Here is a 23,038-nt window from a genome sequence, read left to right as displayed (position 1 = left end):
AGCCTCGCATCGTTCCAGTCCGGCGCTGCGTTTCAGTCGCCGCAGGGCGCATTCCCTCTGCGCCCCGGCAGCGGGCTTCAACATCTGCAAAGTGTGCGCCCCTTGACGACTGTGGCCGCTGCGGAATCCACGATCACCGCCCGCGAAGCGGCGCTGCCGGGTGTCTATACCGCCATCCCCGCAGACAACCTGCCCGAGCACGCGGGCAACCAAAAGCGCCTGGAGGCCGGCGTGCAGAAGTTTTTGCAGCAAGCCTCTGTACAAGCCGAGATCGCGGCCGGCAAGGACGTGCGCGATTGCGTGGCGGACGCCCTCCCGGGCCTGCTGGAGCAAGCCCAGCTGTCCACCGATGTCTATCAGCCCAAGGACGCCACCCAGTTGGCGGGTTACGGCCGCTATCTGCTGCACAGCCACGCAAAGGAAGGAGAGTCGTTCTGCCTGCAACTGTTCGCGTTCGATGCCAGGCAAAAGACCCCCATCCACGACCATCCCAACGAGTGCGCTTCTTTCATCCTGAAGGGCAATTTGTCGGAGCGGATCTACCGACCGACCGGCAAAACGAAAGACAACACGCCGCTGGCCGACAAGACCGACAAAAATGCGCGGCCGCAGGGGTCGTGGGCTGGCTTCGGACCTGACGAGCTGGGCGTGCCCCACAGCCTCAAGAACAAGTCCGGCGCCATCGCTCTGTCGGTGCACCTGTACCGCGACATGGATGGCCTGTCCGAAGGCCAGCAGATCGCGGCCAAGACCAAGTTCGAGCGCACGCCCAAGCCACCCAAGCCCGCCGTGGCTCCGGCCGAGTAGGCTCTCCCGGGGTCGTCCGCCTGCGCGGGCTGCCTAACCCTGCACCAGCCGCTTGAGCTGGTAGAGCGCGTCCAGCGCCTCGCGAGGGCTCAGGGTGTCGGGCTGCAGTTCGGCCAGCGCCGCTTCTGCCGGGCTCACCAGCGGCCCCTCGGCCTCGGGTGGCTCGGCGAACAGGTCCACCTGCGTTTCGCCCTCGCCGGCCCGCTGCTCCAGCGCGGCCAGCGTGTGGCGCGCATGGTTCAGCACCGGGCCCGGCACGCCCGCCAGGCGGGCCACGTGGATGCCGTAGCTGCGGCTGGCCGGCCCCGGCTGGATCTCGTGCAAAAAGACGATGTTCGAGCCCGATTCGGTCGCGCCCACGTGCACGTTCACCGCGTGCTGGTGGCGCGCCGACAGCTCGGTCAGTTCGAAGTAGTGGGTGGCGAACAGCGTGAACGCCTTGGTGCGGTCGTGCAGGTGCGTGGCGATGCCGCTGGCCAGCGCCAGGCCGTCGAAGGTGCTGGTGCCGCGCCCGATCTCGTCCATCAGCACCAGGCTGTGTGGCGTGGCCGAATGCAGGATCTGTGCGGCCTCGGTCATCTCCAGCATGAAGGTCGATTGCGCGTTGGCCAGGTCGTCGGCCGCGCCGATGCGTGTGTGAATCGCATCGATGGGGCCCAGGCGGCACGACGTGGCCGGCACGTGGCTGCCCATGCTGGCCAGCAGCACGATCAGCGCCACCTGCCGCATGTAGGTCGATTTACCGCCCATGTTCGGCCCGGTGATCACCTGCATCCGGGTGTTGGCGTTCAGCCGCGTGTGGTTGGCGATGAAGCTGCCGGACGAGGTCTCGGCCAACCGCGCCTCCACCACCGGGTGGCGCCCGCCCTCGATCTCGATGCAGGGCTCGGGCGCAAACTGCGGCGCGCACCAGTTCAGCGTGAGCGAGCGCTCGGCCAGCGCGCACAGCACGTCCAGCGTGGCCAGCGCATGCGCCAGCCGGGTGAGGGCGGGCACGTGCGGCTGCAGCCGGTCCAGCAGCTGCTCGTACAGCCATTTCTCGCGCGCCAGGCCGCGCTCCTGCGCCGACAGCGCCTTGTCCTCGAAGGTCTTGAGTTCCGGCGTGATGAAGCGCTCGGCGTTCTTGAGCGTCTGGCGGCGGCGGTAGTCGTGCGGCACGCGGTCCAGGTGGCTGCTGGTCACCTCGATGTAGAAGCCATGCACCTTGTTGAACTGCACGCGCAGGTTGGCGATGCCGGTGCGCGCCCGCTCGCGCGTCTCCAGGTCGAGCAGGAAGGTGTCGCAGTGCGTCTGGATGCCGCGCAGCTCGTCCAGCTCGGCGTCGAAGCCCGGGGCGATCACGCCGCCGTCGCGCACCAGCGCCGCCGGCTCTTCATGGATGGCCGCGCGCAGCAGTTCGCCGCAATCGACCGGCGGACGCAGGTGGTCGAAGATCTGGGCCAAAAACGGCTCCGAAGCATGGAATGCCCCGGCAAGATGCTCTGCTTTTTGTAGCGTCTTGCACAGGCCCAGCAGCTCGCGCGGGCGCACCTGCCGCAGCGCGATGCGGGCCGTGATGCGCTCCACATCGCTCACGCCGCGCAGCTCGCCGCGCAGCGCCTGCCACGCGCCGGTGCCCGAGGCCGTGCCGCGCAGCGCCGCCGTGGCCGACAGGCGCTGGCGGGCCTCGGTGCGGTCGCGCCGCGGCTCCAGCAGCCAGGTCTTGAGCAGGCGGCTGCCCATGCCGGTCATGCAGGTGTCCAGCAGCGAAAAGAGGGTGGGCGCGTCTTCGCCCCGCAGCGTGCGCGTCAGTTCCAGGTTGCGGCGCGTGGCCAGGGGCAGGGCGATCAGTTCGTCGCTTTGCTGCACGCGCACGCCGTGCACGTGGGTGAGCGATCGGCCCTGCGTGTGCTCGGCATAGGCCAGCAGCGCGGCGGCGGCGGCGTGGGCCTGGGCCAGGTCCTGCGCGCTCCAGGCGGCAAGGCTGGCCGCGCCCAGCTGCTCCAGCAGCTTGCGCTCGCCCAACGCGGCATCGAACTGCCAGTCCGGCCGCAGGCTCAAGGGGCAGGCGAAGGTGCCGTTCTGGCGCAGCGCCTTCAACTGCTGCTCGAAGCGCTCGGTCACGCCCGCGCTGTAGATCACCTCGCTCGGGCCGATGCGCGCGATCCAGGCGCCGACCTCGTCGTGCGTGCATTCGGCCAGGTGCACCAGCCCCTGCGTCACGCTGAGCCACGCCAGGCCGCAACGCGCGCGGGGGCCCTGGTGCACCGACAGCAGCAGCGATTCGGCCTTGTCGGACAGCAGTTCGCTGTCGGTGAGCGTGCCCGGCGTGACCACGCGCACCACCTTGCGCTCCACCGGCCCCTTGCTCGCGCCCACTTCGCCCACCTGCTCGCAGATGGCCACCGACTCGCCCATCTTGATGAGCCGGCCCAGGTAGTTCTCCAGCGCGTGGAAGGGCACGCCGGCCATCACCACCGGCTGCCCGCCGGACTGACCGCGCTGCGTGAGCGTGATGTCCAGCAGCCGCGCGGCCTTCTCGGCATCGGCGAAGAACACCTCGTAGAAATCGCCCATGCGGTAGAAGACCAGCGTGTCGGGGTACGCGGCTTTCAGGGCCAGGTACTGCTGCATCATCGGCGTGTGGTGCGAGAAGTCGCTGCCCAGATGCGGCGCGGCGGGCGCGGGCGTGCCAGGGGCGGAAGGCGCTGCGGATGGCGATGCGGTGATGGGGGCGTTTTCTGCCGGCTGCTGCATGTTCTGGGTTCTCTCGACTTCACCGGGATCGCGGAGCGCGCGACGGCCGCTCGCTGCTGGCAATCCCCTGCGGGGTGGCATCGCGGCACCCGCTCGGTCAGCGGCCGGCCGCGGCGAACCCGCTATTGTGGACGAGCGCCCTGGCGCAAGCGGGACGACCCATCGCATCGGCAGTGCCTTGGCCGGCAGCCGCCGCCGTGCCCCGGGCCTTGCCAAAGCATGGGTGGATGGATGCTGATTTCAAATAAAGCCAGAAAATAAGAAAAATATTCTCAATATGGCTCACTAACATGGTTGCTGTTACCCAGATCAATGGAAATCAAGCAACGCCATGGAAATCTACCTCGACGCCAACGCCACCACGCCCGTCCTGCCCGCCGCCCGCGATGCCGCCCTGGCCGCGATGGCGGACGACTACGGCAACCCCAGCAGCACGCACAGCACCGGCCTAAAGGCCCGCGCGCTGATGGATGCGGTGCGGGCCCGGGCCCGCCGGGTGGTCGGTGCGCCTTCGGGCCAGCTGATGTTCGTGAGCGGCGCGACCGAGGGCATCCAGACCGCCGTGCTGTCGGCCCTGGACCATGTGCGCAGGCAGCGCACCGCAGGCGGCGACGGCGCCGCGGGGCCGCAGCTGCTGCTGTACGGCGCGACCGAGCACAAGGCGGTGCCCGAGGCGCTCCGGCACTGGAACACGCTGCTGCAGCTCGGCCTGCAGGTGCTGCCCATTCCCGTGGCGCACGATGGCCGGCACGACCTCGACTGGCTGCGCGCCCATGCGCCGCGCGCCGCGCTGGTGTGCACCATGGCCGCCAACAACGAGACCGGCGTGGTCAGCGATCTGGCGGGCATCGCGCAGGCGATGGCGGGCAGCGGCGCGCTGTGGCTGGTGGACAGCGTGCAGGCCCTGGGCAAGATGGCGCTGCAGCTGGCCGACCACCCCATCGACTACGCCACGTTCTCCGGCCACAAGCTCTATGCGCCCAAGGGCATCGGCCTGCTGTACGTGCGTGAGGGCGCGCCGTTCACGCCCATGATGGCCGGTGGTGGGCAGGAGGGCGCCCTGCGCTCGGGCACCGAAAACATGGCGGGCATCGCTGCCCTGGGCGCGGTGCTGGCGGCGCTGCAGGGCGGCACCACGTTCCAGCCGCCATCGGTGCTGGCGGACTACCGCGCGCAGCTGGGCGCGGCGCTGGAGGCGGCCTTCCCCGGCCTCGTCTTCAACGCGCCGCCCGGGCTCTGCCTGCCCACCACGCTCAACTTCTCGGTGCCGGGCGTGGGCTCGCGGCTGTTGCTCGACCTGTTCGACGCCGCGGGCGTGCGCGTCAGCGGCGGCTCGGCCTGCAGCGCGGCCAAGGCCCAGCCCAGCCACGTGCTGCAGGCCATGCAGTTGCCGGCCTGGCAGGCGGACTCGGCCGTGCGGCTGTCGTTCGGCCCGGCCGCGGATGCTGCCTTCATCGGCGAGGCCTGCGCCCGCATCCGCGCGTGCGGCGAATCGCTGCGTGCCAGTTGCCTGGGCCCGGCCCAGCCGGCCGCGCTGCCCGTCGAAGGCGTGACCCGTTTCGTGGTCGATGGCTCATGCTGCTACCTGGTGGCCGATGCCGCCAGCCGCCGCTGCGCCGTGATCGATCCGCTGCCCGAGCTGACCGAGCGGCTGGCCCAGCTGGTGCGCTGCCAGGGCTACACGCTGGCGGCGGTACTGGACACCCACAGCCATGGCGACCACGCGTCATCCGCCGCCGCGCTGCGTGCCGCCCTGGCCGGCCACCCGGCCGCGGACGCAGCCGTGGACGCCCTGGGCTGGCCGCAGCCCGCCGAGCGGATCGACCTGGGTACGCTGCACCTCACCCGCCTGGCCACGCCGGGCCACACCGAAGATGCCACGGCCTATCTGCTGCACGGCGCGCAGGGCCTGCGCCTGGCGTTCGTGGGCGACACCGTCATGCCCGGCGCGCTGGGTCGCAGCGATTTCGCGCAGAGCGCGCCGCTCGCCTTCGGGCCGTCGCTGCATCGCATGGCGCAACAACTGGGCACCCGGACGCTGCTGCTGCCCGCGCACGATGAAGACCACCGCTTCGCCACCACGCTCGCCACGGAATGCGCCGTCCAGCCGCTGCTGGCGCAGGTGCTCGACGGGCGCCTGGATGCCGCGGGTTTCGCGCAGGCCAAGGCGCGGCTGGAGCAGGGCATGGCACCGCAGGAGGCCAGCGGCCAGCCCATGCTGTGCGGCGTGCGCGTGGACTCGCCGTGCGCATCCGCCGCGGGCAGCGACATGGCGCCCGCCGCGCTGCAGGCGATGCTGCAGGCCCCGCAGCCCGCCCTGCTGCTGGTGGACGTGCGCGAGCCCTACGAGCAGCGCCTGGGCCGGGCGCCCGACCTGGGGGCACCCGTGCAGCGCCAGGCCGTGCCGCTGTCGGCCCTGGTGAACGCGCTGCCCGAATGGCTGGCCCTGTCGCCCGACACGCCCGTCCTGTTCTTTTGCCGCAGCGGCAACCGCAGCGCGCAGGCGGCCAAGGCGCTGCGCCGGCTGGGCCACGCCCGGGCCTGGAGCCTGGCGGGCGGCATGGCGCTGTGGCGCAGTTGACAGGCGGTGCGCTTGGCCGGTGCGCAGGCATGCGGCCAAAAATGCCTCCAGCACAATCAGTACTAGGGCATATCGCTATTAAAAATATAGCAACCGTCTGGTGCGGCCAGATGGCGGGCGGGTGTGCCTGGCGCCCCAGGGCCGCAGATGCCTACCGCGCGTAATTGAGCGGCAGCGCCGTGGTGAACTTGATCTCTTCCATCGCGAAGCTGGAGCTGATGTCGCACAGGTGGTTGCTGGCGATCAGCTTCTTGTAGACCCGGTCGTAGGCCGCGATGTCGGGCACCACCACGCGCAGCAGGTAGTCGATCTCGCCGCTCATGCGGTAGAACTCGACGACCTCCGGCATGACCTGGATGGTGGCCTTGAACTTGTCGAACCACTCCTGCGTGTGGGTGCTGGTGCGCACCGACACGAACACCGTCACGCCGACGTTGACCTTCTGCGCGTCGACCAGCGCCACGCTCTTCTTGATGACGCCGCTCTCCTTGAGCCGCTGCACCCGGCGCCAGCACGGCGTGGTCGAGAGCCCCACCTTGGCGGCGATCTCGGCCCCTTGCTGGTCCGCGTCTTCCTGCAACAGATCCAGGATCTTTTGGTCAATGGCGTCTAGTTTCACGTTGGGCTCGGCTGGAAATTCGTAGGAAGGAAGGGGGTCGCCTTGGCCGGCGAGCGGTGGCGTCGGGGCCTGGGCCAGGCGCCTTCGATTCCGCCACGCGGATTTTGCATCGACTGAATGGTCACCGCGTGCCTGAAGGCCCGGACGCACCCCTCGAACCCGACCGTACTCGGCCCTTTCAGAGGGGCGGGATTTTTCAGCGCCGCTCAAGCGTCAGGAAAGTGTAAGGCAGGCCGCCCGCACTCCGATGGCTTTCGCGGGCGGTTTCCACCCATTCGGGGCCCAGTTCGGGCGCATAGGCATCGCCTTCGAACGCCTGCCCGATCTCGGTGGCCTCGATGCGCATGGCCAGCGGCAGGGCCTGCGCGTACAGCTGCGCGCCGCCGATCACCCAGGTGGTGGGGCCCTCGGCCTCGGCCATCCGAAGGGCCTCGGGCAGGCCCGCGGCGCGGCGGGCGCCTTCGGCCTGCCAATCCGGCTGGCGCGTCACCACGATGTTGGCGCGTCCAGGCAACGGCCGAAAGCGCGGCGGCAGCGAATCCCAGGTCTTGCGGCCCATCACCACGGGGCAGCCGTTGGTCAGCCGGCGAAAGTGCGCCAGGTCTTCCGGCAGGTGCCAGGGCATGGTGCCGTCCTTGCCGATCACGCCGTTGGCGGCGCGCGCATAAATCAGGTGCAGGGCCATGGGAGAGGGCTTTCGCAAAGACGGGAAGAGGGGGACGCCGCGCTCAGAAATGCAGGAACGCCATGGTGCCGACGCCCAGGCCGATGGCGGCCACGCCGTACATGCCGTATTCCAGCCACTTCTTGCGCGTGAGCAGCGCGATGGCCGCCAGGGCAATGGCCACCTGCAGCGCGGTGGTGGCCTGGGCCCAGCGGTGGTGCTGGTGCATCTGGGCCTCGCTCTGGTGGTCGAACTCGACCGACTCGCGCTCCAGCTTCTCGGCCTGCGTCTTGATCTCGTTCTTCTCGGCCTCGTAGCGGTCCAGCTTGGTCTGGTAGCTGCCCTTGCGGTCCTCGGGCGCCAGGTCGCGGGCCATTTCGGTCAGCGACTGCTTGGTGCTCTTGGACTGGAAGTAATTCCACTGGTTGGAGGCCTCCGTCTTGCGGATGGCCGCGTCGTTCTTCAGCAGCCCGGCATTGGCCTGCGTGGCCCCGCCCATGTACGAAAAGATGGCGCCCACCGTCGCCACGATCGCGGTGAACATGGCGATCTTGCTGGTGGACGATCCGCCGCCCTCGTGCGCGTGGGCCTCGTGGGGGCCGTGGCCCTGGCTGGCATGCTCGACCGCATGGTCGTGGGGGCCGTGTACGTGAAATCCGCCGGAAGACATAGTGAGTGGATGGTGGAAAGCGTCGGTTGGGACGGGAAAAACGGGGCGGAACGCGAAGGCGCCGTCCCACTGAAGGGTTCGCAACGGGGCGCCATCTTAGAGCGTGTCGGTGACCTGCCGGCGCCGCAGCGCTCAAGCCGGTCCCGCAGGCCGTGGCAGGCGGCACCGCGCCGCAATGCCCAGGAAGTGCGCCAGTCCCGGCGTGGCCAGGCCCTCGACCTTGGCCTGGTCGTCCCACAGCCGCAGGCGCACGGCCTCTTCGGCGTGCGGACGACCGATGAAGGCCCGGGCCTCCTGCGCACCGAAAACGCCGCCCTGCAGCACCAGGCTGCGCTGCGAGTCGGCCGACAGCGCCGACCGGTAATGCGGCCGGGTGGCGCACAGATAGCGCTTGGCGTCCACGTGCCAGCGGATGGCGTCGAGCACACGGTCCCCGAACAGACTGCGCAGAAAGGGCAGGGCGCTGAACTGGTGCAGGTCGTCGATGCCGTGCGCGGTGGGGGTGTCGCCATGGTCCTGCAGCAGGTGGCCCAGGTCGTGCAGCAGCGCCGCGGTGATGAGTTCGTCGTCCGCGCCCGCCTGTTGCGCCAGCCAGGCGGTCTGCAGCGCGTGCGCGGTCTGCGTGACCGGCTCGCCGCTGTACTGCGTGCCGCCATGGCGCTCGAACAGCAGGGCGATGTCGTCAAAGGCCAGCGGCATGGTCAGGCCTCGGCGGTGGTGCGAGTGGCCCGCCGGCGCGCCGCGGCCGGCGCCGCGAGAGAGGCTTCTGGCGCGGGGCGGTAGTTCTGCAGGGTGCGTTCGCGGCTGTTCATCACGTGGTCGAACATCGCCTGGCCCGCGGCCTCGGCATTGCGCGCCGCGATCGCCTTGACGATCTGCCGGTGCTCGCGGGTGTACACCGCCATGGATTCGACGGTGAGGTTGCGGCGCCGGATCAGCGACAACTCCTTGATGAGGCGCCGGTAATGGGCGGTGAACTTGGCGTTTCCGGCCAGCTGCAGCAGGGCGTCGTGGAACTCCAGGTTGAAGCGGTGGAAGTCCTGCGCGTTGTCGGCCTTGGTGGCCGCGTCCATGGCATCGACCCATTGGCGCAGCGCTTTCGTCTGGGCGGCGGTGCAGGTTTCGGCCAGCTTGCGGCCGATGTACATCTCCATCACCGCGCGCAGCTCGAAAATCTCCAGGGCCTCGTCCAGCGCGATGTCGCGCACGAAGACGCCGCGGTTTTTCTCGGTGCGCACCAGGCCGGCCTCGTCGAGCATGCGGAACGCCTCGCGCACCGGGCCACGCGACACGCCCAGGCGGGTGGCCAGGGTGGATTCGGTCAGCTTCTCCCCGGGCTGGAGCTCGGAAGCCAGGATCATGCGCTCGATCTCGTTTTGCACGAGGCCGGCGAGCGAGTTGCCCTGAAGCTGTGCGATGGCGGCGTTCGTAGGGCTCTGGACGGCCATGGATCAAGTTCTCCCAAAAAGACGATTTTGCAGATTGTCTACGATCTACAAAAAACAATCGGCCCGGCATGGCCCTCATTTTGCTTGGCAAGAATGTCATGAGGATGACACGGGCGGGCACCAAAGTTCCACCCGTTCAACCCCTGGAGCATTTCCATGCAACGCATCCCACGGCCGCTTTCCGCGGCAATTCTCGGACTGGTCCTGACCGCTGCGGCTGGCTCGGCCTTCGCGCAAAAGCAGCAGCTGATCGTCTATACCGCCCTGGAGACCGACCAGCTCAAGGCCTACCAGGAAGCGTTCAATGCGGTGAACCCGGACATCGAGATCAAGTGGGTGCGCGACTCCACGGGCGTCATCACCGCCAAGCTGCTGGCCGAGAAAGCCAACCCGCAGGCGGACGTCGTCATGGGCGTGGCGGCCACCAGCCTGGCGCTGTTCGACCGCAACGGCATGCTGGAGCCCTACGCGCCGCTGAACATCGACGCGATCATGCCGGCCTACCGCGACAAGAAGAACCCGCCCGCCTGGTTCGGCATGGACGTGTTCGGCGCCACCGTGTGCTTCAACACCGTGGAGGCCAAGAAGCGCAACATTCCCCTGCCCACGACCTGGAAGGACCTGACCCGGCCCGAGTTCAAGGGCCAGGTGGTGATGCCCAATCCGGCGTCCTCCGGCACCGGCTACCTGGACGTGGTGTCCTGGCTGCAGATGTGGGGCGACGAGGGTGGCAAGGGCGGCGGCTGGAAATACATGGACGCGCTGCACGAGAACATCGGCCAGTACACGCACTCCGGCTCCAAGCCCTGCAACATGGCGGCTTCCGGCGAGTACGTCGCGGGCATCTCCTTCGAGTACCGCGGCCACACCAACAAGGCCAAGGGCGCTCCGATCGAGCTGGTGTTCCCCAAGGAAGGCCTGGGCTGGGACCTGGAAGGCTTCGCCATCTACAAGGGCACCAAGAAGCTGGACGCGGCCAAGAAGCTGGCCGACTGGGCGTCGTCGAAAGATGCCATGAAGCTCTACGGCAAGAACTTCGCCATCACCGCCCAGCCGGGCATCGCGCCCAAGCTGGCCGGCATTCCTGACGACTATGAAGCGCGCCTGATCCGGCTCGACTTCGACCAGGCCGCCGCCAGCCGCGAGGCCACGCTGGCCGAATGGTCCCGGCGCTACGACAGCAAGAGCGAAGCGAAGAAGTAAAAACCGATGGACAACGACGACGGCAGCTTCCTCGCGCTTCGCGGGATTCACAAGCGATTCGGCGCTTTCACCGCGCTCGGCAGCATCGACCTGTCGATCCGCCAGGGGGAGTTCGTCTGTTTTCTCGGGCCGTCGGGCTGCGGCAAGACCACCTTGCTGCGCATCGTGGCGGGGCTGGAAACCCAGACCGCCGGCCGCATCGTGCAGGCGGGCCGGGACATCTCGGTGGCGCCGCCGGCCGAGCGCGACTACGGAATCATGTTCCAGTCGTATGCGCTGTTTCCCAACCTGACGGTGGCGCAGAACGTGGCCTACGGGCTGATCAACCGGCGCGAGGGACGCGCGCGGATCGCGGCGCGCGTGGACGAGCTGCTGCACCTGGTCGGGCTGCCGGGCAGCGGGCCGAAGTTTCCCGCGCAGATGTCGGGCGGCCAGCAGCAGCGCATCGCGCTGGCGCGCGCCCTGGCCACGTCGCCGGGCCTGCTGCTGCTGGACGAGCCGCTGTCGGCGCTGGACGCCACGGTGCGCGTGCACCTGCGCAACGAGATCCGGTCGCTGCAGCGCAGCCTGGGTGTGACCACCATCATGGTCACGCACGACCAGGAGGAGGCCCTGTCGGTGGCCGACCGCATCGTGGTCATGAACCACGGCGTGATCGAGCAGGTCGGCACGCCCATGCAGGTCTACCGCGAACCCGCATCGCCCTTCGTGGCGGACTTCGTCGGCAAGGTCAACCGGCTGGACGCGGTGGCCGAGGGCGGCCACTGGTTCCGCTGCGGCGACAAGCGCCTGCAGTGCGTGCCCGGCGCGGGCACGGAATTCCGGCCGGGCAGCGCGGTGTCGCTGTACCTGCGGCCCGAGGACCGCGTGGTCGGTGCCGCCGTGCAGGACGACCCGCTGCAGTGCGCCGGCACCGTGCGCCACATCGAGTTCCTGGGCGGCAACTGCCTGGCCGAGATCGACGTCGACGGCCTGGGCGGACAGCCGCTGCAGCTGCAGTATTCGCTCAACCAGATGGATGAGTTCGGGGTGCGCGAAGGCACGCGCGTGCGCTTCGCCCTGCGCGCCGACCGGCTGCGCGTGTTCGCCGCCGGCACCGCCGCATGAGCGCGGTGGCGGCGGCCGTTCGCGCGGCGCCCCTGCGCCAGCGGGTGCATTGGAGCGACCGGCTGGCCCACCTCGGCCTGCTGGGCGTGGTGGCGCTGCTGGGCGTCGGACTGGTGGCGCCGCTGCTGCTCATCCTGTCGAAGGCGCTGGATGCGCCGCAGGGCGGGGCGGTGTCGGGGCTGGGGGCCTTCACCGCCTACCTGGCCTCGCCCGCCTTGCTCACCAGCCTGTGGAACAGCGTGTGGGTGTCGCTGCTGGTGACCGCCATCGTGCTGCCGCTGGCCTTCGCCTTCGCCTATGCGCTGACCCGCAGTTGCATGCCGGCCAAGGCGCTGCTGCGCACGGTGATGCTGCTGCCGCTGCTGGCGCCTTCGCTGCTGTCGGCCATCTCGCTGATCTACTGGTTCGGCAACCAGGGCGTGGCCCGGGACTTCTGGACGGCGCTGGGGTTCACCGGCATCTACGGCGCATCGGGCATCGTGCTGGCCGAGTGCTTCGCGGTGTTTCCGCACGTGCTGATGATCTTGGTCACGGCGCTTTCGCTGGCCGATGCGCGCCTGTACGAGGCGGCCGATGCGCTCGGCACCGGCACGCTGCGCAAATTCTTCACCATCACCCTGCCGGGCGCCAAGTACGGGCTGATCTCGGCCGCGCTGGTGTGCTTCACCCTGGTCATCACCGACTTCGGCATTCCCAAGGTCGTGGGCGGCAACTTCAACGTGCTGGCCACCGACGTCTTCAAGCTGGTCATCGGCCAGCACGACTTCCAGCGCGGCGCGGTGGTGGCGCTGCTGCTGTTGCTGCCGGCGGTGCTCACCTTCGCCATCGACGGGCTGGTGCAGCGCCGGCAGACCGCCACCCTCACGGCGCGCGCCGTGGCGCTGGTGCCCCGGCGCGCGCGCGGATTCGATGCGGCCATGGCACTCTATTGCCTGTGCATCGCCGCCCTGGTGCTGGCCATGTTCGGCATGGCGGTGTTCGCCTCCTTCGCCAAGCTGTGGCCGTACAACCTGTCGCCCAGCCTGGACCATTACGTCGCGGGCCTGATCGATGCCGACCTGGCCGATGCCCTGGCCAACAGCCTGAAACTCGCCTGCGGCACGGCGGTGGTGGGGACGGCCGTGGTGTTCGTCGGCGCCTACCTTCTGGAAAAGACCCGGGGCCTGCAAGCCCTGCGGCCGGTGGTGCGGCTGGCGGCCATGCTGCCCATGGCCGTGCCCGGCCTGGTGCTGGGCCTGGGCTACATCTTCTTTTTCAACGCGCCGGCCAACCCGCTGAACGGCCTGTACCAGACGCTGCCGCTGATGGTGCTGTGCACGGTGGTGCACTTCTACACGACCGGCCACCTCACCGTGGTGACGGCGCTCAAGGCGCTGGACGCCGAGTTCGAAGCGGTGTCCGCCTCGCTCAAGGTGCCGCTCTACAAGACCTTCTGGCGCGTGACGCTGCCCATCTGCCTGCCGGTGCTGCTGGACGTGTCGCGCTATTTCTTCATCAGCGCCATGACGACGATCTCGGCCGTGGTGTTCCTCTACTCGCCCGACACCCGGCTGGCCTCGGTCGCCATCCTGAACCTGGACGAGGCCGGCGACACCGGCCCGGCCGCGGCCATGGCGGTGCTGATCGCCGCCACCTCGGCGGTGGTGACGCTGCTGTACCTGGCCGCGGGCCATGGGGTCGAGCGGCGCACCCAGGCCTGGCGGGCACCGCTCCGATGAAGGCGATGACCCCCTGAACACACAGCGCGCAGCGACGAAGACCGCCCTGCCGCCTGGAAAAAGCACCATGGAAACCCACCCCACTTTCGACGTGATCGTCGTCGGCGCCGGCATCGTCGGCCTGGCCCATGCCTACACCGCCGCCCGGCGCGGCCTGAAGGTCTGCGTGGTCGAGCGCGACGCGGCCTGCGTCGGCGCCTCGATCCGCAACTTCGGCTTCATCACCGTCACCGGCCAGGGTGCGGGCGACACCTGGCGCCGCGCCCGACGGGCTCGCGAGGTGTGGGGCGAGGTCGCGCCCCAGGCCGGCATCGAGGCCGTGCACCACGGCCTGTACCTGACGGCGTTCCGGCCCCAGGCCCTGTCCGTGCTCGAACAGTTCATGGGCACCGAGATGGGTGAAGCCTGCGAGCTGCTCGGCGTGGCCGAGGCCGCCCGCCGCGCGCCCGCGCTGCAGCTGGAGGGCGCCCAGGGCGTGCTCTACAGCCCGCACGAGATGCGGGTGGAATCGCGCACGGCCATCGGTTTGCTGACCCAATGGCTGGCCGAGGCGCATGGCGTGGTGTTCCGCTTCGGCGAGGCGGTGCTGGAGGTCGCCACGCCGCGGGTGCGCACGGCGCGCGCCGTGCTGCACGCCGAGCGCGTGGTGGTCTGCACCCATTCGGACATCCACGGCCTGTTCGCCGAGCGCCTGGCGCCGCAAGGCCTGCGGCTGTGCCTGCTGCACATGCTGCGCGTCATGCCCGAGCCCGGCCTGCGGCTGTCCGGCTCGGTCATGGCCGACCTGAGCCTGGTGCGCTACCGGGGCTACAGCGACCTGCCCGCCGCCGCCGCGCTGCGCGAGCAACTCCAGCGCGAAGAGGCCGAATCGCTGGCCAACGGCATCCACCTCATCGTGGTGCAGAGCGCCGACGGCTCCCTGGTGGTGGGCGACTCGCACCACTACAGCGCCGCGCCGCAACCCTTCGCCGACGAGCGGGTGGACGACCTCATCCTGCGCCACTTGCGCGACACGGTGAAGCTGCAGGCCTGCCGGGTGACCGAGCGCTGGGTGGGCATCTACCCCTCGTCGGCCACGACCGACTGCCTGATCGACCGGCCCGACGACGCCACCCGGCTGGTGATCGTCACCAGCGGCACCGGCGCCAGCACCGCCTTCGGCATCGCCGAGGACACCTTCGGCGCCTGGTGAGCCGTCTTTCACCCAACCCTTTCCCCACCGCGCCACGATCAGGACACGACATGGGCATGCCTCCTTCCACCACCACGCTGAGCGCCGTCGTCTTCGACTGGGCCGGCACCATCCTCGACTTCGGCTCCTGCGCGCCGATGGGCGCCTTCGTGCGGCTGTTCGAACAATTCGGCATCCGGATCGGCATCGAGCAGGCCCGCGGCCCGATGGGCGTCGCCAAGTGGGACCACATCCAGGCCCTGAGCCTGCTGCCCGAGGTGGCGCGGCAATGGGAGCACCTGCACGGCCGGCCCTTCGCCGATGCCGACATCGACCACCTCTACGAAGTCTTCACCCCCATGAATGCGGCAGTGGTGGCCGATTTCGCCGATTTCATTCCCGGCGCGCTGGACACCGTGGCCGCGCTGCGGGCCCGGGGGCTGAAGATCGGCTCCACCACCGGCTACAACCGGCCGATCATGGACATCCTGTCGCCCATCGCCGCGGCCGGCGGCTATGCGCCGGACAACCTCGTCTGCGCGGGCGACCTCGTAGCGGGCCGCCCTTCGCCGCTGATGATGTTCCGCTGCTTCGCCGACCTGGGGGTGTGGTGGCCCACCACGGTGGTCAAGGTGGACGACACCGAGGTCGGCATCCAGGAGGGGTTGCACGCGGGTACCTGGACGGTGGGCGTCGCCGTCAGCGGCAACGCGATGGGGCTGCCGCTGGCCGAGTGGAACGCCCTGCCGCCGGCCGCGCAGCAGGCCCGCCGCGAAGCGGCCGCTGGCAAGCTGCAGGGCGCGGGCGCGCATTACGTGATCGATTCGGTGGCCGACCTCCTGCCGGTGATCGACGACATCGCCGGCCGCCTGGGCAAGGGCATCCGGCCCTGAGGCGCGCTGCCGGCCCCCCTTGCGCTACGATTCCGCCCTTGGCTCGTCCCTTCGGCACATGAAACAGTACCTCGACCTCGTTCAGAACATCTTCGACAACGGCAGTTGGCAAGACAACCGCACGGGCGTCCGCACCCTGAGCCTGCCGGGCGCGATGCTCCGGTTCGACCTGCAGGAGGGCTTTCCTGCCGTCACGACCAAGAAGCTCGCCTTCAAGTCGGTGGTGGGCGAGCTGGTGGGCTTTTTGCGCGCACGCCGCAGCGCGGCCGATTTCCGGGCGCTGGGCTGCAAGGTCTGGGACCAGAACGCGAACGAGAACGCGCAGTGGCTGGCCAACCCCTACCGCCTCGCCGAGGACGACCTGGGTTCGGTGTACGGCGTGCAGTGGCGCCAGTGGCCGGCCTACAAGCTGATCGACCCGGCGCTGCCGCAGGGCCCGGCGCAGATCGCGGACGCGCTCGGCCGGGGATACGCGGCCATCGGCACGCTTGGCGGTGAGGACGGCAAACCGGCTGGCGTGCTGCTCTACAAGGCCGTCGACCAGCTCCGGCAGTGCCTGGATACGCTCATCCAAGACCCCGGCAGCCGCCGCATCCTGTTCCACGGATGGAACTGGGCGCAGCTGGACGAAATGGCCCTGCCGCCGTGCCACCTGCTGTATCAGTTCCTGGCCAATCCGGGCAGGAAGGAAATCTCGCTGTGCCTGTACATCCGGAGCAACGATGTCGGGCTCGGCACGCCGTTCAACCTGGCGGAAGGGGCGGCGCTGCTGCACCTGGTGGGCCGGCTCACGGGCTACACGCCGCGCTGGTTCACGTACTTCATCGGGGATGCGCACATCTACGAGAACCACGTGGACATGCTTCGCGAGCAGCTCACGCGCGAACCCCACCCGCTGCCCAAGCTGGTGCTGTCCGACCGCATCCCGGACTACGCCGTCACCGGCACCTACGCGCCCGAATGGCTGGAGGCGGTCGAGCCGTCGGACTTCTCGCTCGAAAGCTACCAGCACCACGCCCACATCACGGCCCCCATGGCCGTGTGAATATCGCGGGGTGGCGTGCCGAAACGCCCATGGGCGGCATGGGGCGCGATGGATTCGGGGGCATCAGCGGATAAGCTCGCCGGTTGCTTCCCCGATTCCAAGGAAATCCGCCCCATGCGCCTTTCGTCCTCTTTGCCATTGTTCGCCGCAGCGGTGCTGGCCGCCGGCTGCGGCACCCACGTGCCGCTCACGCCCTCGGCCTCCACGTCCTCTCCCGCCAAGCCGGCCGCGTCCGCTGCGACGGCTGCGGCACCGGCCGCCGCCAACCGCTGGGCCAGCGTGCAGGCGCAGGTGGGCCGCAAGCCTTCGGAGGGCTCGGACTTTCTGCGCACCGGCCCCATGGGGGTGCGGGTCAAGGAACTGCTCGGTCCCGTCAACCACCCGGAGTTCCTGCAGAACATGGCCGTCAGCACGCCGCTGCGGCAGGAAGGCGGCCTGCTCTACATCACCGGCCGCCGGTCGACCCAGCCGGACGCCCAGGCGGCGGCTGTGGTGGTGGACCCGTCGCGCGACGCGATGCGCGTGTGGCTGCAGACGGGCGACGAGGAATGGGACGTGCAGGATGCCGGCGCGCCGGTGCCCCTGCCCGCCGACGTGCGCAAGGTGCTGGAAGACGCGCGGCGCTGATCCCGCCGGGCCGCCCCGGTGGCCCGGCCGTCAGGCGCCGTGCACCGGCAGCATGCAGTGCGGGTTCATCAGCCCCTGCGGGTCCAGCGCGCCCTTGATGGCGCGCATCATGGACAGCGCCACGGGCGACTGGTACTTCTCCAGCTTGTCCACCTTGAGCGCGCCCACGCCGTGCTCGGCCGAGAACGAGCCGCCGAACTGCGCCACGGCTTCGTAGATCAGGTGGTTCACGCGGGCTTCCTCGTCGCGCAGGAAGGCCTTGGCATCGCCCTCGGCCGGCGCCTGCACGTTGTAGTGCAGGTTGCCGTCGCCCAGGTGCCCGAAGTTGACCAGCCGCACGCCGGGAATCTCGCGCTGCAGCAGCGCGTCGGCGTATTCGACGAAGGCGGGGATGCGGGGGATCTGCACCGAGATGTCGTGCTTGATGTTCAGCCCTTCCTCGGCCTGGGCCAGCGGAATGTTTTCGCGGATGTGCCAGAGCTGGTGCGCCTGCGCCAGGTTCTCGGCCACGACCGCATCGGTCACGCAGCCGGCCTCGAAGGCGGTTTCCAGCAGCGATTCGAAGCGCGTGCGGGCGTGCGCCTCCGACTCGCTGTCGCTGTTTTCCAGCAGCACGCCGTAGGGCACGTCTTCCTGGTCGATGAAGGGCACGCGCAGCTGCGGCATGTGCTTGGCCACCAGGCTCAGAGCGAAGCGGCCCATCACCTCGAAGCCGGTCAGGCCCGCGCCCAGGTGCTTGTGCGCCAGGGCCAGCAATTGCACGGCGTGTTCCATCGACGGCACCGCGGCCCAGGCCGTCAGGCTGGCGGCGGGCTGCGGGTAGAGCTTCATCGTCGCGGCGGTGATGATGCCCAGCGTGCCTTCACTGCCGATGAACAGGTCGCGCAGGTCGTAGCCGGTGTTGTCCTTGCGCAGGCCTTTGAGGCCGTCCCACACCTCGCCCTGCGGCGTGACGACTTCCAGTCCCAGGCACAGGTCGCGCGTGTTGCCGTAGCGCACGACCTGCGTGCCGCCGGCGTTGGTGGCCAGGTTGCCGCCGATGGTGCAGCTGCCCTCGGCCGCGAGACTCAAGGGGAACAGCAGCCCCGCCTTCTCGGCCGCGTCCTGCACGTTCTGCAGGATGGCGCCGGCCTCCACGGTGAGCGTCAAATTGTCGGCGTCCACCGCGCGGATGGCGTTCAACCGCGTGAGGCTCAGCAGCACCTGCGTGCCGGTCTCGTCGGGAATGGAGCCCACCGCCAGCCCCGTGTTGCCGCCCTGCGGCACGATCGCGGTGCCGGCGGCGGCGCAGGCGCGCACCACGGCGGCCACCTCCTGCGTGCTGCCGGGCCGCACCACGGCCAGCGCCTTGCCGCGCGCGCGGCGGCGCCAGTCCTGCTCCCAGGCGGTGAGGTCGCCTTCGGTGAGTACATGGGCGGCGCCGACGGTCTGGCGCAGGGTGTCGATCAGGGTGGACATGGTGTTCTCGAATGCTCGCGAAAAACGGGGAATGGAAGGGGCGTGGGGCGAGGCCGTTTTGGGGTGTTCAGGGCGTGGACGGGGCCGGTGTCGCCGCGGCCGCGGCCGCACGTGCGTGCTTCTGGCGCAGGCGCACATGCAGCGCGCAGGCGGTGAACAGCGCCAGGCACAGTGCCACTTCGACCAGCGCGAGCCACCGGCCAGGGGCCGGATCGCTCCAGGCGCGCACCACGCCTTCGGTGAAATACAGCCACACCACCAGGCTCACCCAGCGGTAGGTGTACATGCGGTGCTTGAGCAGCCCGGCCAGCGGGAACGCCAGCGGCAGCGCCTTGAGCGCCAGCCACGAGCCGCCGGGCCGCAGCGGGCTGAGCCACAGCTCCCAGGCCAGGCTGAGCACGATCAGGCCGAGCAGGCTGCCCACGGCGAGCCACCGGGTGGCCGCCACGTCGGGGGCGGCCGGGGCGCCGGTGCCGGATGCGGCGCGGTGCGCGCCGGGAGAGAGGGGGGAAGAGGCCATCGGGGTGGCATCATATCGGCCATGCCTTTAGCCCCACTCGCGCAGCGCTTCGAAGCCGTCCTGGCCGATCTGTCGCACTTTCCCTGGCGCACCACGGCGCACACCCTGCGCGAGCGCTTTCGCGAGGACCGCCTGGGCCTCACCGCCAGCAGCCTGACCTTCACCACGCTGCTGGCGCTGGTGCCTTTCTTCACCGTGGCGCTGGCCGTGTTCACCGCCTTTCCCATCTTCGGCACCCTGCAGACGGGGCTGCAGCGCTGGCTGGTGGACAGCCTGGTGCCGGACAGCATCTCGCGCCAGGTGCTGGGCTACCTCACGCAGTTCGCGGCCAAGGCCAGCGGCCTGGGCGTGGCGGGGTTTTCGATTTTGCTGGGCACGGCGCTGGCGCTGGTCCTGACCATCGACCGCACCCTCAATAACATCTGGCGCGTGCGCCGGCTGCGGCCCCTGGGCCAGCGCGTGCTGATCTACTGGGCGGTCATCACGCTGGGGCCCCTGGTGCTGGCGGCGAGCCTGGCGCTCACCACGTCGGTGGCGTCCTCGGCCTCGCGCGGCCTGCACGACGCGCTGCCCGACAGCGCGCGGCTGCTGTTCGATTCCATCGAATTCCTGCTGCTGGCCGGCGGCACCGCGGCGCTGTACCGCTACGTGCCCAACACGCAGGTCAAATGGCGCCATGCGTGGTCGGGTGGCGTGTTTGTCTCGGTGGGGATCGAGGTGGCCAAGAAGGTGCTCGGCCTGTACCTGGCCTCGGTGCCCACGTATTCGGTGCTGTACGGCGCCTTCGCGACGCTGCCGATCCTGCTGGTCTGGATCTACGTGGCCTGGGTGATCGTGCTGCTGGGCGCGGTGGTGGCGGCCTACCTGCCCAGCTTGCTCAACGGGGTGGCGCGCCGGGCGAGCGGCCAGGGCTGGACCTTCCAGCTGGCGGTGGAGGCGTTGCAGGCCTTGCACCGGGCACATGAGACACCGGCCCGCGGGCTGCGCATGAGCGCGCTGTGCCAGGCGCTGCGCGTGGATGCGCTGCAGCTGGAGCCCGTGCTGGAGGCGCTCACCGCCCTGGACTGGGTGGTGCAGGTCAACGAAACCGCCGCCGGCGTGCCCGAGACCGTGGAGCCGCGCTACCTGCTGGTGGCCGATCCCGCCGCCACGTCGCTGGAGCCGCTGGTGCAGCGGCTGCTGATCGAGCGGGCCGACAGCCTGGAGCGTTTCTGGGGCAACACGGGCGTGTCCGTGCTCAAGATGGCGGACGTGCTGCCCCGCCCGGCGTGAGTCACGGCGGGCACTTGCTATTGTTTTTGTAGCTATATGCCCTAGTGGAATCTGCGCTGGAGCCTATTTTTTGCCCAGCTGCTGCCCGACCGCCGTGCCTGCCAGCACCGCGCCTTCCAGCGTGGCGGGGTAGGGCCCGCGCACATAGTCGCCGCAGGCCCACAGCCCCGGCGCGATCGCGTTGGACGGGCGCTGCAGGGCTGGCGTGCAGGCGAAGGTGGCGCGCTTTTCCACCACTGTCTGCACCAGGTCCAGCGCCGGCAGGCCCAGTTGGCGCATGGCCTGGCGCAGCACCTGCTGTTCGCGCTCGGCACGGTCGCCCTCGAAGGCGCTCACCACCAGGGCCAGCAGGCCCGGCGGGCCGCCCAGCACACCGCGGTCGAAGGCGAACTGGGCCGGTTCCTGCGCCGAAGAGCGCAGGGCCAGCATGGGGCTCTCCAGCACGGGCCCCTGGGCGCCCGGCACCCGCGCATAGACGGTGGCGATGGCGGTGAAACGCATCGCCTGCGCCAAGGCCGCCCAGTCGTACAGCGCGGAGCACAGCGCCTTGCGCGGCGCGGCTTGCTCTGAGCCCGCGCACGCGGCCACCAGCCTGGCCGCATCGCTGCTGGGCAGGGCCAGCACGGCGGTGTCGAAGGCCTCGCCATCGACCGTCCAGCCGCTCGATGGCGGTGACTGGGGCGCGATGGCCTGCACCCGGCGCGCCCGGTGCACGGTGTGGCCCTGGGCCTGCAGCCATTGCGCGGCGGGTTCGGGAAACAGCGCGCCCAGGTCGGTGCGCGGCAGCAGCAGGTTGGAGCCGCCGCGCCCGCTGAAGAGCGCATCGCGCAGCACGCGCAGGAACACCGTGGCGCTGGCTTCGGCGGCGGGGGTGTTGAGCGCCGAGACGCACAGCGGCTCGACGAATTCCGCCATCAGCTGCGGCGGCAGGCCCTGGCTGATGGTCAGCACCGTATCGCCGGGCTCGCAGCGGAATCCGCCCAGTCCCCACATCCAGCGGGCGGTGGTGGTCATCAGCGCCAGCCGCTGGCGCAGGCCCCAACCCCGGGCGGTGGCAATGCCCCACACGGCGTCCCAGGGGGGCGCGATGTCCGGCAGGCGGATGCCCTTGCCGTCGGCGAAGCGCAGCGACAGCGGCATGCGCAGCAGGGCCGCTTCCGGGTCCACACCCACCTGCGCCATGAGGTGCAGGCACTCGGTGTAGGCGCCGATCAGGATGTGCTGGCCGTTGTCCAGAGGGGGCGGGGCGGCTGGCGCACCGGGCGCATCGGTGGCGGGCAGGGCGCGCGCGCGGCCGCCCAGCACGCGGGTGGCCTCGAAGACGGTCACACGGTGCCCCGCCTGCGCTGCGGCCACTGCCGCCGCCATGCCGGCCCAGCCGCCCCCGATGATGGCAACACGTTGCATGGAAGAAAGCCGGCTCAGAGGCGTCCGAGGGCCTGCACCTTCCAGGCCAGCCACAGCTTGCGCAGCGGGGTGAGGCTCACCCGCTGGTGCAGCACCTGGAAGCCGTCGTGCTCGATCTCGCGCAGCAGGGTGCGGTAGATGCTGGCCATCATCAGCCCGGGCTTCTGGGCGCGCCGGTCGCCCGTGGGCAGCAGGGCGAGCGCTTCGTCGTAGAGCCGGTGCGCGCGCTCGGCCTGAAAGCGCATCAGCGCCGTGAACCGCTCGGAATACTGGCGCTTGAGGATCTCATGCGCCTTCACGTCGAACTGCTGGAGCTCGGCCACGGGCAGGTAGATGCGGCCCATCATCGCGTCCTCACCCACGTCGCGGATGATGTTGGTGAGCTGAAATGCCAGGCCCAGGGTGTGCGCGTATTCGGTGGTGCGGTCGTCGGTCTGCCCGAAGATGCGCGCGGCCACCTCCCCCACCACGCCCGCCACCAGTTGGCAGTAGCGCGACAGGCCGGGAAAGTCGAGGTAGCGCGTCTGCTCCAGGTCCATCTGGCAGCCGTCGATCACGGCCTGCAGGTGGCGCTCCTCGATGCCGTAGGCCGCCACGTGCGGCATCAGCGCCTGCATCACTGGGTGCGTGGCACGCCCGGCAAAGGACTGGGCCACCTCGGCCTGCCACCAGGCCAGCTTGGTGCGGGCCACGCCGGCATCCGAGACTTCGTCCACCACATCGTCGACCTCGCGGCAAAAGCCATAGAAGGCCGTGATGGCGGCGCGCCGTTGCGCGGGCAGGAACAGAAAGGCGTAATAGAAGCTGCTGCCCGAGGCGGCGGCTTTTTGCTGGACGTACTGTTCCGGTGTCATGGGGCGCGATTCTCCCATGGGCGCCCGGGCTCGGCGGCGAACCGGGCTGGCTCGGGGCAGGGGCCGGCCTGCGGCCAGGCCAGGGGAGGGTGCCTTCGCATTCCTGCTCGCGCTTTCGGGTGGCCGTGCCGTGCTCGAACAGAGCGTGCCTACAGTGCATTTCAAGCGGCGATTTCCCGATGCGAGGCACGGCGAGCGACCGCCTCGAAAGGTTTTTCCATGTCCCTCAGTTCCAAGT

20 protein-coding genes are annotated in these 23,038 nt (G+C 69.7%); 10 read left to right on the top strand and 10 right to left on the bottom strand.

The genetic code is table 11. The annotated features are described in order from the left end of the window. Positions 1 to 102 precede the first annotated feature (102 nt). Complete coding sequence (locus AVME950_RS04735; protein ID WP_284428929.1) at positions 103 to 807, top strand: cysteine dioxygenase; 705 nt, start codon at positions 103 to 105, stop codon at positions 805 to 807. 33 nt (positions 808 to 840) lie between these two features. Here the strand turns inward: AVME950_RS04735 and mutS are convergent, their stop codons facing one another. Next, positions 841 to 3,423, bottom strand: a complete 2,583-nt coding sequence (gene mutS, locus AVME950_RS04730) for a DNA mismatch repair protein MutS (RefSeq protein WP_284429572.1) — start codon at positions 3,421 to 3,423, stop codon at positions 841 to 843. A gap of 451 nt (positions 3,424 to 3,874) precedes the next feature. Here mutS and AVME950_RS04725 point away from each other — a divergent pair, with 451 nt between their 5' ends. After that, positions 3,875 to 6,124 (top strand): aminotransferase class V-fold PLP-dependent enzyme, encoded by a 2,250-nt coding sequence (locus tag AVME950_RS04725; RefSeq protein WP_284428928.1) that lies wholly within the window; start codon positions 3,875 to 3,877, stop codon positions 6,122 to 6,124. A gap of 151 nt (positions 6,125 to 6,275) precedes the next feature. Here AVME950_RS04725 and AVME950_RS04720 read toward each other — a convergent pair whose 3' ends face one another. The 5 genes from AVME950_RS04720 to AVME950_RS04700 form a co-directional block, all read right to left on the bottom strand. Next, a complete protein-coding gene (locus AVME950_RS04720) occupies positions 6,276 to 6,743 on the bottom strand; it encodes an Lrp/AsnC family transcriptional regulator (protein WP_272564333.1) in 468 nt (155 codons plus the stop codon). A gap of 196 nt (positions 6,744 to 6,939) precedes the next feature. Further along, positions 6,940 to 7,428 carry a dihydrofolate reductase gene (locus AVME950_RS04715; RefSeq protein ID WP_284428927.1) on the bottom strand — a complete coding sequence of 163 codons (489 nt, stop codon included), beginning with the start codon at positions 7,426 to 7,428 and terminating at the stop codon, positions 6,940 to 6,942. A gap of 43 nt (positions 7,429 to 7,471) precedes the next feature. Continuing rightward, positions 7,472 to 8,077, bottom strand: coding sequence for a DUF4337 domain-containing protein (locus AVME950_RS04710; protein WP_284428926.1), 606 nt, complete (start codon positions 8,075 to 8,077; stop codon positions 7,472 to 7,474). A 132-nt stretch (positions 8,078 to 8,209) separates the two neighbouring features. After that, on the bottom strand, positions 8,210 to 8,776 hold the full coding sequence (locus AVME950_RS04705) for a phosphonate degradation HD-domain oxygenase (RefSeq protein ID WP_284428925.1): 567 nt from the start codon (positions 8,774 to 8,776) through the stop codon (positions 8,210 to 8,212). A 2-nt stretch (positions 8,777 to 8,778) separates the two neighbouring features. After that, positions 8,779 to 9,525 carry a phosphonate utilization associated transcriptional regulator gene (locus tag AVME950_RS04700; protein ID WP_284428924.1) on the bottom strand — a complete coding sequence of 249 codons (747 nt, stop codon included), beginning with the start codon at positions 9,523 to 9,525 and terminating at the stop codon, positions 8,779 to 8,781. A 156-nt stretch (positions 9,526 to 9,681) separates the two neighbouring features. On the opposite strand from AVME950_RS04700, the gene AVME950_RS04695 reads away from it, so the two are divergent. The 7 genes from AVME950_RS04695 to AVME950_RS04665 all read left to right on the top strand — a co-directional run bounded on the left by AVME950_RS04695 (position 9,682) and on the right by AVME950_RS04665 (position 17,289). Continuing rightward, positions 9,682 to 10,728: a putative 2-aminoethylphosphonate ABC transporter substrate-binding protein gene (locus AVME950_RS04695; RefSeq protein ID WP_284428923.1), complete on the top strand. Its 1,047-nt coding sequence runs from the start codon at positions 9,682 to 9,684 to the stop codon at positions 10,726 to 10,728. A 6-nt stretch (positions 10,729 to 10,734) separates the two neighbouring features. Beyond that, complete coding sequence (locus tag AVME950_RS04690; protein ID WP_284428922.1) at positions 10,735 to 11,835, top strand: putative 2-aminoethylphosphonate ABC transporter ATP-binding protein; 1,101 nt, start codon at positions 10,735 to 10,737, stop codon at positions 11,833 to 11,835. Further along, positions 11,832 to 13,553, top strand: coding sequence for a putative 2-aminoethylphosphonate ABC transporter permease subunit (locus AVME950_RS04685; protein ID WP_284428921.1), 1,722 nt, complete (start codon positions 11,832 to 11,834; stop codon positions 13,551 to 13,553). Before AVME950_RS04690 ends, AVME950_RS04685 begins: the two co-directional genes overlap by 4 nt. Before the next feature lie 67 nt (positions 13,554 to 13,620). Next, positions 13,621 to 14,745, top strand: coding sequence for a TIGR03364 family FAD-dependent oxidoreductase (locus AVME950_RS04680; protein WP_284428920.1), 1,125 nt, complete (start codon positions 13,621 to 13,623; stop codon positions 14,743 to 14,745). A gap of 50 nt (positions 14,746 to 14,795) precedes the next feature. Continuing rightward, on the top strand, positions 14,796 to 15,617 hold the full coding sequence (gene phnX, locus AVME950_RS04675) for a phosphonoacetaldehyde hydrolase (RefSeq protein ID WP_284428919.1): 822 nt from the start codon (positions 14,796 to 14,798) through the stop codon (positions 15,615 to 15,617). Between the two features lie 58 nt (positions 15,618 to 15,675). Next, positions 15,676 to 16,662 carry a thymidylate synthase gene (locus AVME950_RS04670; protein WP_284428918.1) on the top strand — a complete coding sequence of 329 codons (987 nt, stop codon included), beginning with the start codon at positions 15,676 to 15,678 and terminating at the stop codon, positions 16,660 to 16,662. Positions 16,663 to 16,776: 114 nt separating this feature from the next. Further along, a complete protein-coding gene (locus AVME950_RS04665; protein ID WP_284428917.1) occupies positions 16,777 to 17,289 on the top strand; it encodes an Ivy family c-type lysozyme inhibitor in 513 nt (170 codons plus the stop codon). A 30-nt stretch (positions 17,290 to 17,319) separates the two neighbouring features. On the opposite strand, the gene AVME950_RS04660 is transcribed toward AVME950_RS04665, so the two are convergent. Together AVME950_RS04660 and AVME950_RS04655 are read right to left on the bottom strand one after the other, a co-directional pair. Further along, complete coding sequence (locus AVME950_RS04660; RefSeq protein ID WP_284428916.1) at positions 17,320 to 18,747, bottom strand: FAD-binding oxidoreductase; 1,428 nt, start codon at positions 18,745 to 18,747, stop codon at positions 17,320 to 17,322. Positions 18,748 to 18,814: 67 nt separating this feature from the next. Next, a complete protein-coding gene (locus AVME950_RS04655; RefSeq protein WP_284428915.1) occupies positions 18,815 to 19,267 on the bottom strand; it encodes a DUF2069 domain-containing protein in 453 nt (150 codons plus the stop codon). Positions 19,268 to 19,288: 21 nt separating this feature from the next. Here AVME950_RS04655 and AVME950_RS04650 point away from each other — a divergent pair, with 21 nt between their 5' ends. Next, the gene (locus tag AVME950_RS04650) at positions 19,289 to 20,539 is read left to right on the top strand and encodes a YihY family inner membrane protein (protein ID WP_284428914.1); all 1,251 of its coding nucleotides are present in this window, start codon (positions 19,289 to 19,291) and stop codon (positions 20,537 to 20,539) included. Between the two features lie 63 nt (positions 20,540 to 20,602). On the opposite strand, the gene hpnE is transcribed toward AVME950_RS04650, so the two are convergent. Both hpnE and hpnD read right to left on the bottom strand, forming a co-directional pair. Then, positions 20,603 to 21,946, bottom strand: a complete 1,344-nt coding sequence (gene hpnE / locus AVME950_RS04645) for a hydroxysqualene dehydroxylase HpnE (RefSeq protein ID WP_284428913.1) — start codon at positions 21,944 to 21,946, stop codon at positions 20,603 to 20,605. 14 nt (positions 21,947 to 21,960) lie between these two features. Beyond that, positions 21,961 to 22,800, bottom strand: a complete 840-nt coding sequence (gene hpnD / locus AVME950_RS04640) for a presqualene diphosphate synthase HpnD (protein WP_284428912.1) — start codon at positions 22,798 to 22,800, stop codon at positions 21,961 to 21,963. Between the last annotated feature and the right edge of the window lie 238 nt (positions 22,801 to 23,038).

Origin of the sequence: Acidovorax sp. SUPP950, assembly GCF_030158935.1 — a bacterium.
Taxonomy (GTDB): Bacteria; Pseudomonadota; Gammaproteobacteria; order Burkholderiales; family Burkholderiaceae_C; genus Paracidovorax.
Note: the sequence above shows the minus strand (reverse complement) of the source record. Positions and strands in the feature narration are given on the sequence as shown.

Coding starts and splice junctions, on each gene's coding strand:
- mutS (WP_284429572.1), bottom strand. CDS start 3,423: ATGATGCAGCAGTACCTGGCCCTGAAAGCCGCGTACCCCGACACGCTG.
- AVME950_RS04725 (WP_284428928.1), top strand. CDS start 3,875: ATGGAAATCTACCTCGACGCCAACGCCACCACGCCCGTCCTGCCCGCC.
- AVME950_RS04715 (WP_284428927.1), bottom strand. CDS start 7,428: ATGGCCCTGCACCTGATTTATGCGCGCGCCGCCAACGGCGTGATCGGC.
- AVME950_RS04710 (WP_284428926.1), bottom strand. CDS start 8,077: ATGTCTTCCGGCGGATTTCACGTACACGGCCCCCACGACCATGCGGTC.
- AVME950_RS04705 (WP_284428925.1), bottom strand. CDS start 8,776: ATGCCGCTGGCCTTTGACGACATCGCCCTGCTGTTCGAGCGCCATGGC.
- AVME950_RS04700 (WP_284428924.1), bottom strand. CDS start 9,525: ATGGCCGTCCAGAGCCCTACGAACGCCGCCATCGCACAGCTTCAGGGC.
- AVME950_RS04695 (WP_284428923.1), top strand. CDS start 9,682: ATGCAACGCATCCCACGGCCGCTTTCCGCGGCAATTCTCGGACTGGTC.
- AVME950_RS04690 (WP_284428922.1), top strand. CDS start 10,735: ATGGACAACGACGACGGCAGCTTCCTCGCGCTTCGCGGGATTCACAAG.
- AVME950_RS04685 (WP_284428921.1), top strand. CDS start 11,832: ATGAGCGCGGTGGCGGCGGCCGTTCGCGCGGCGCCCCTGCGCCAGCGG.
- AVME950_RS04680 (WP_284428920.1), top strand. CDS start 13,621: ATGGAAACCCACCCCACTTTCGACGTGATCGTCGTCGGCGCCGGCATC.
- phnX (WP_284428919.1), top strand. CDS start 14,796: ATGGGCATGCCTCCTTCCACCACCACGCTGAGCGCCGTCGTCTTCGAC.
- AVME950_RS04670 (WP_284428918.1), top strand. CDS start 15,676: ATGAAACAGTACCTCGACCTCGTTCAGAACATCTTCGACAACGGCAGT.
- AVME950_RS04665 (WP_284428917.1), top strand. CDS start 16,777: ATGCGCCTTTCGTCCTCTTTGCCATTGTTCGCCGCAGCGGTGCTGGCC.
- AVME950_RS04660 (WP_284428916.1), bottom strand. CDS start 18,747: ATGTCCACCCTGATCGACACCCTGCGCCAGACCGTCGGCGCCGCCCAT.
- AVME950_RS04655 (WP_284428915.1), bottom strand. CDS start 19,267: ATGGCCTCTTCCCCCCTCTCTCCCGGCGCGCACCGCGCCGCATCCGGC.
- AVME950_RS04650 (WP_284428914.1), top strand. CDS start 19,289: ATGCCTTTAGCCCCACTCGCGCAGCGCTTCGAAGCCGTCCTGGCCGAT.
- hpnE (WP_284428913.1), bottom strand. CDS start 21,946: ATGCAACGTGTTGCCATCATCGGGGGCGGCTGGGCCGGCATGGCGGCG.
- hpnD (WP_284428912.1), bottom strand. CDS start 22,800: ATGACACCGGAACAGTACGTCCAGCAAAAAGCCGCCGCCTCGGGCAGC.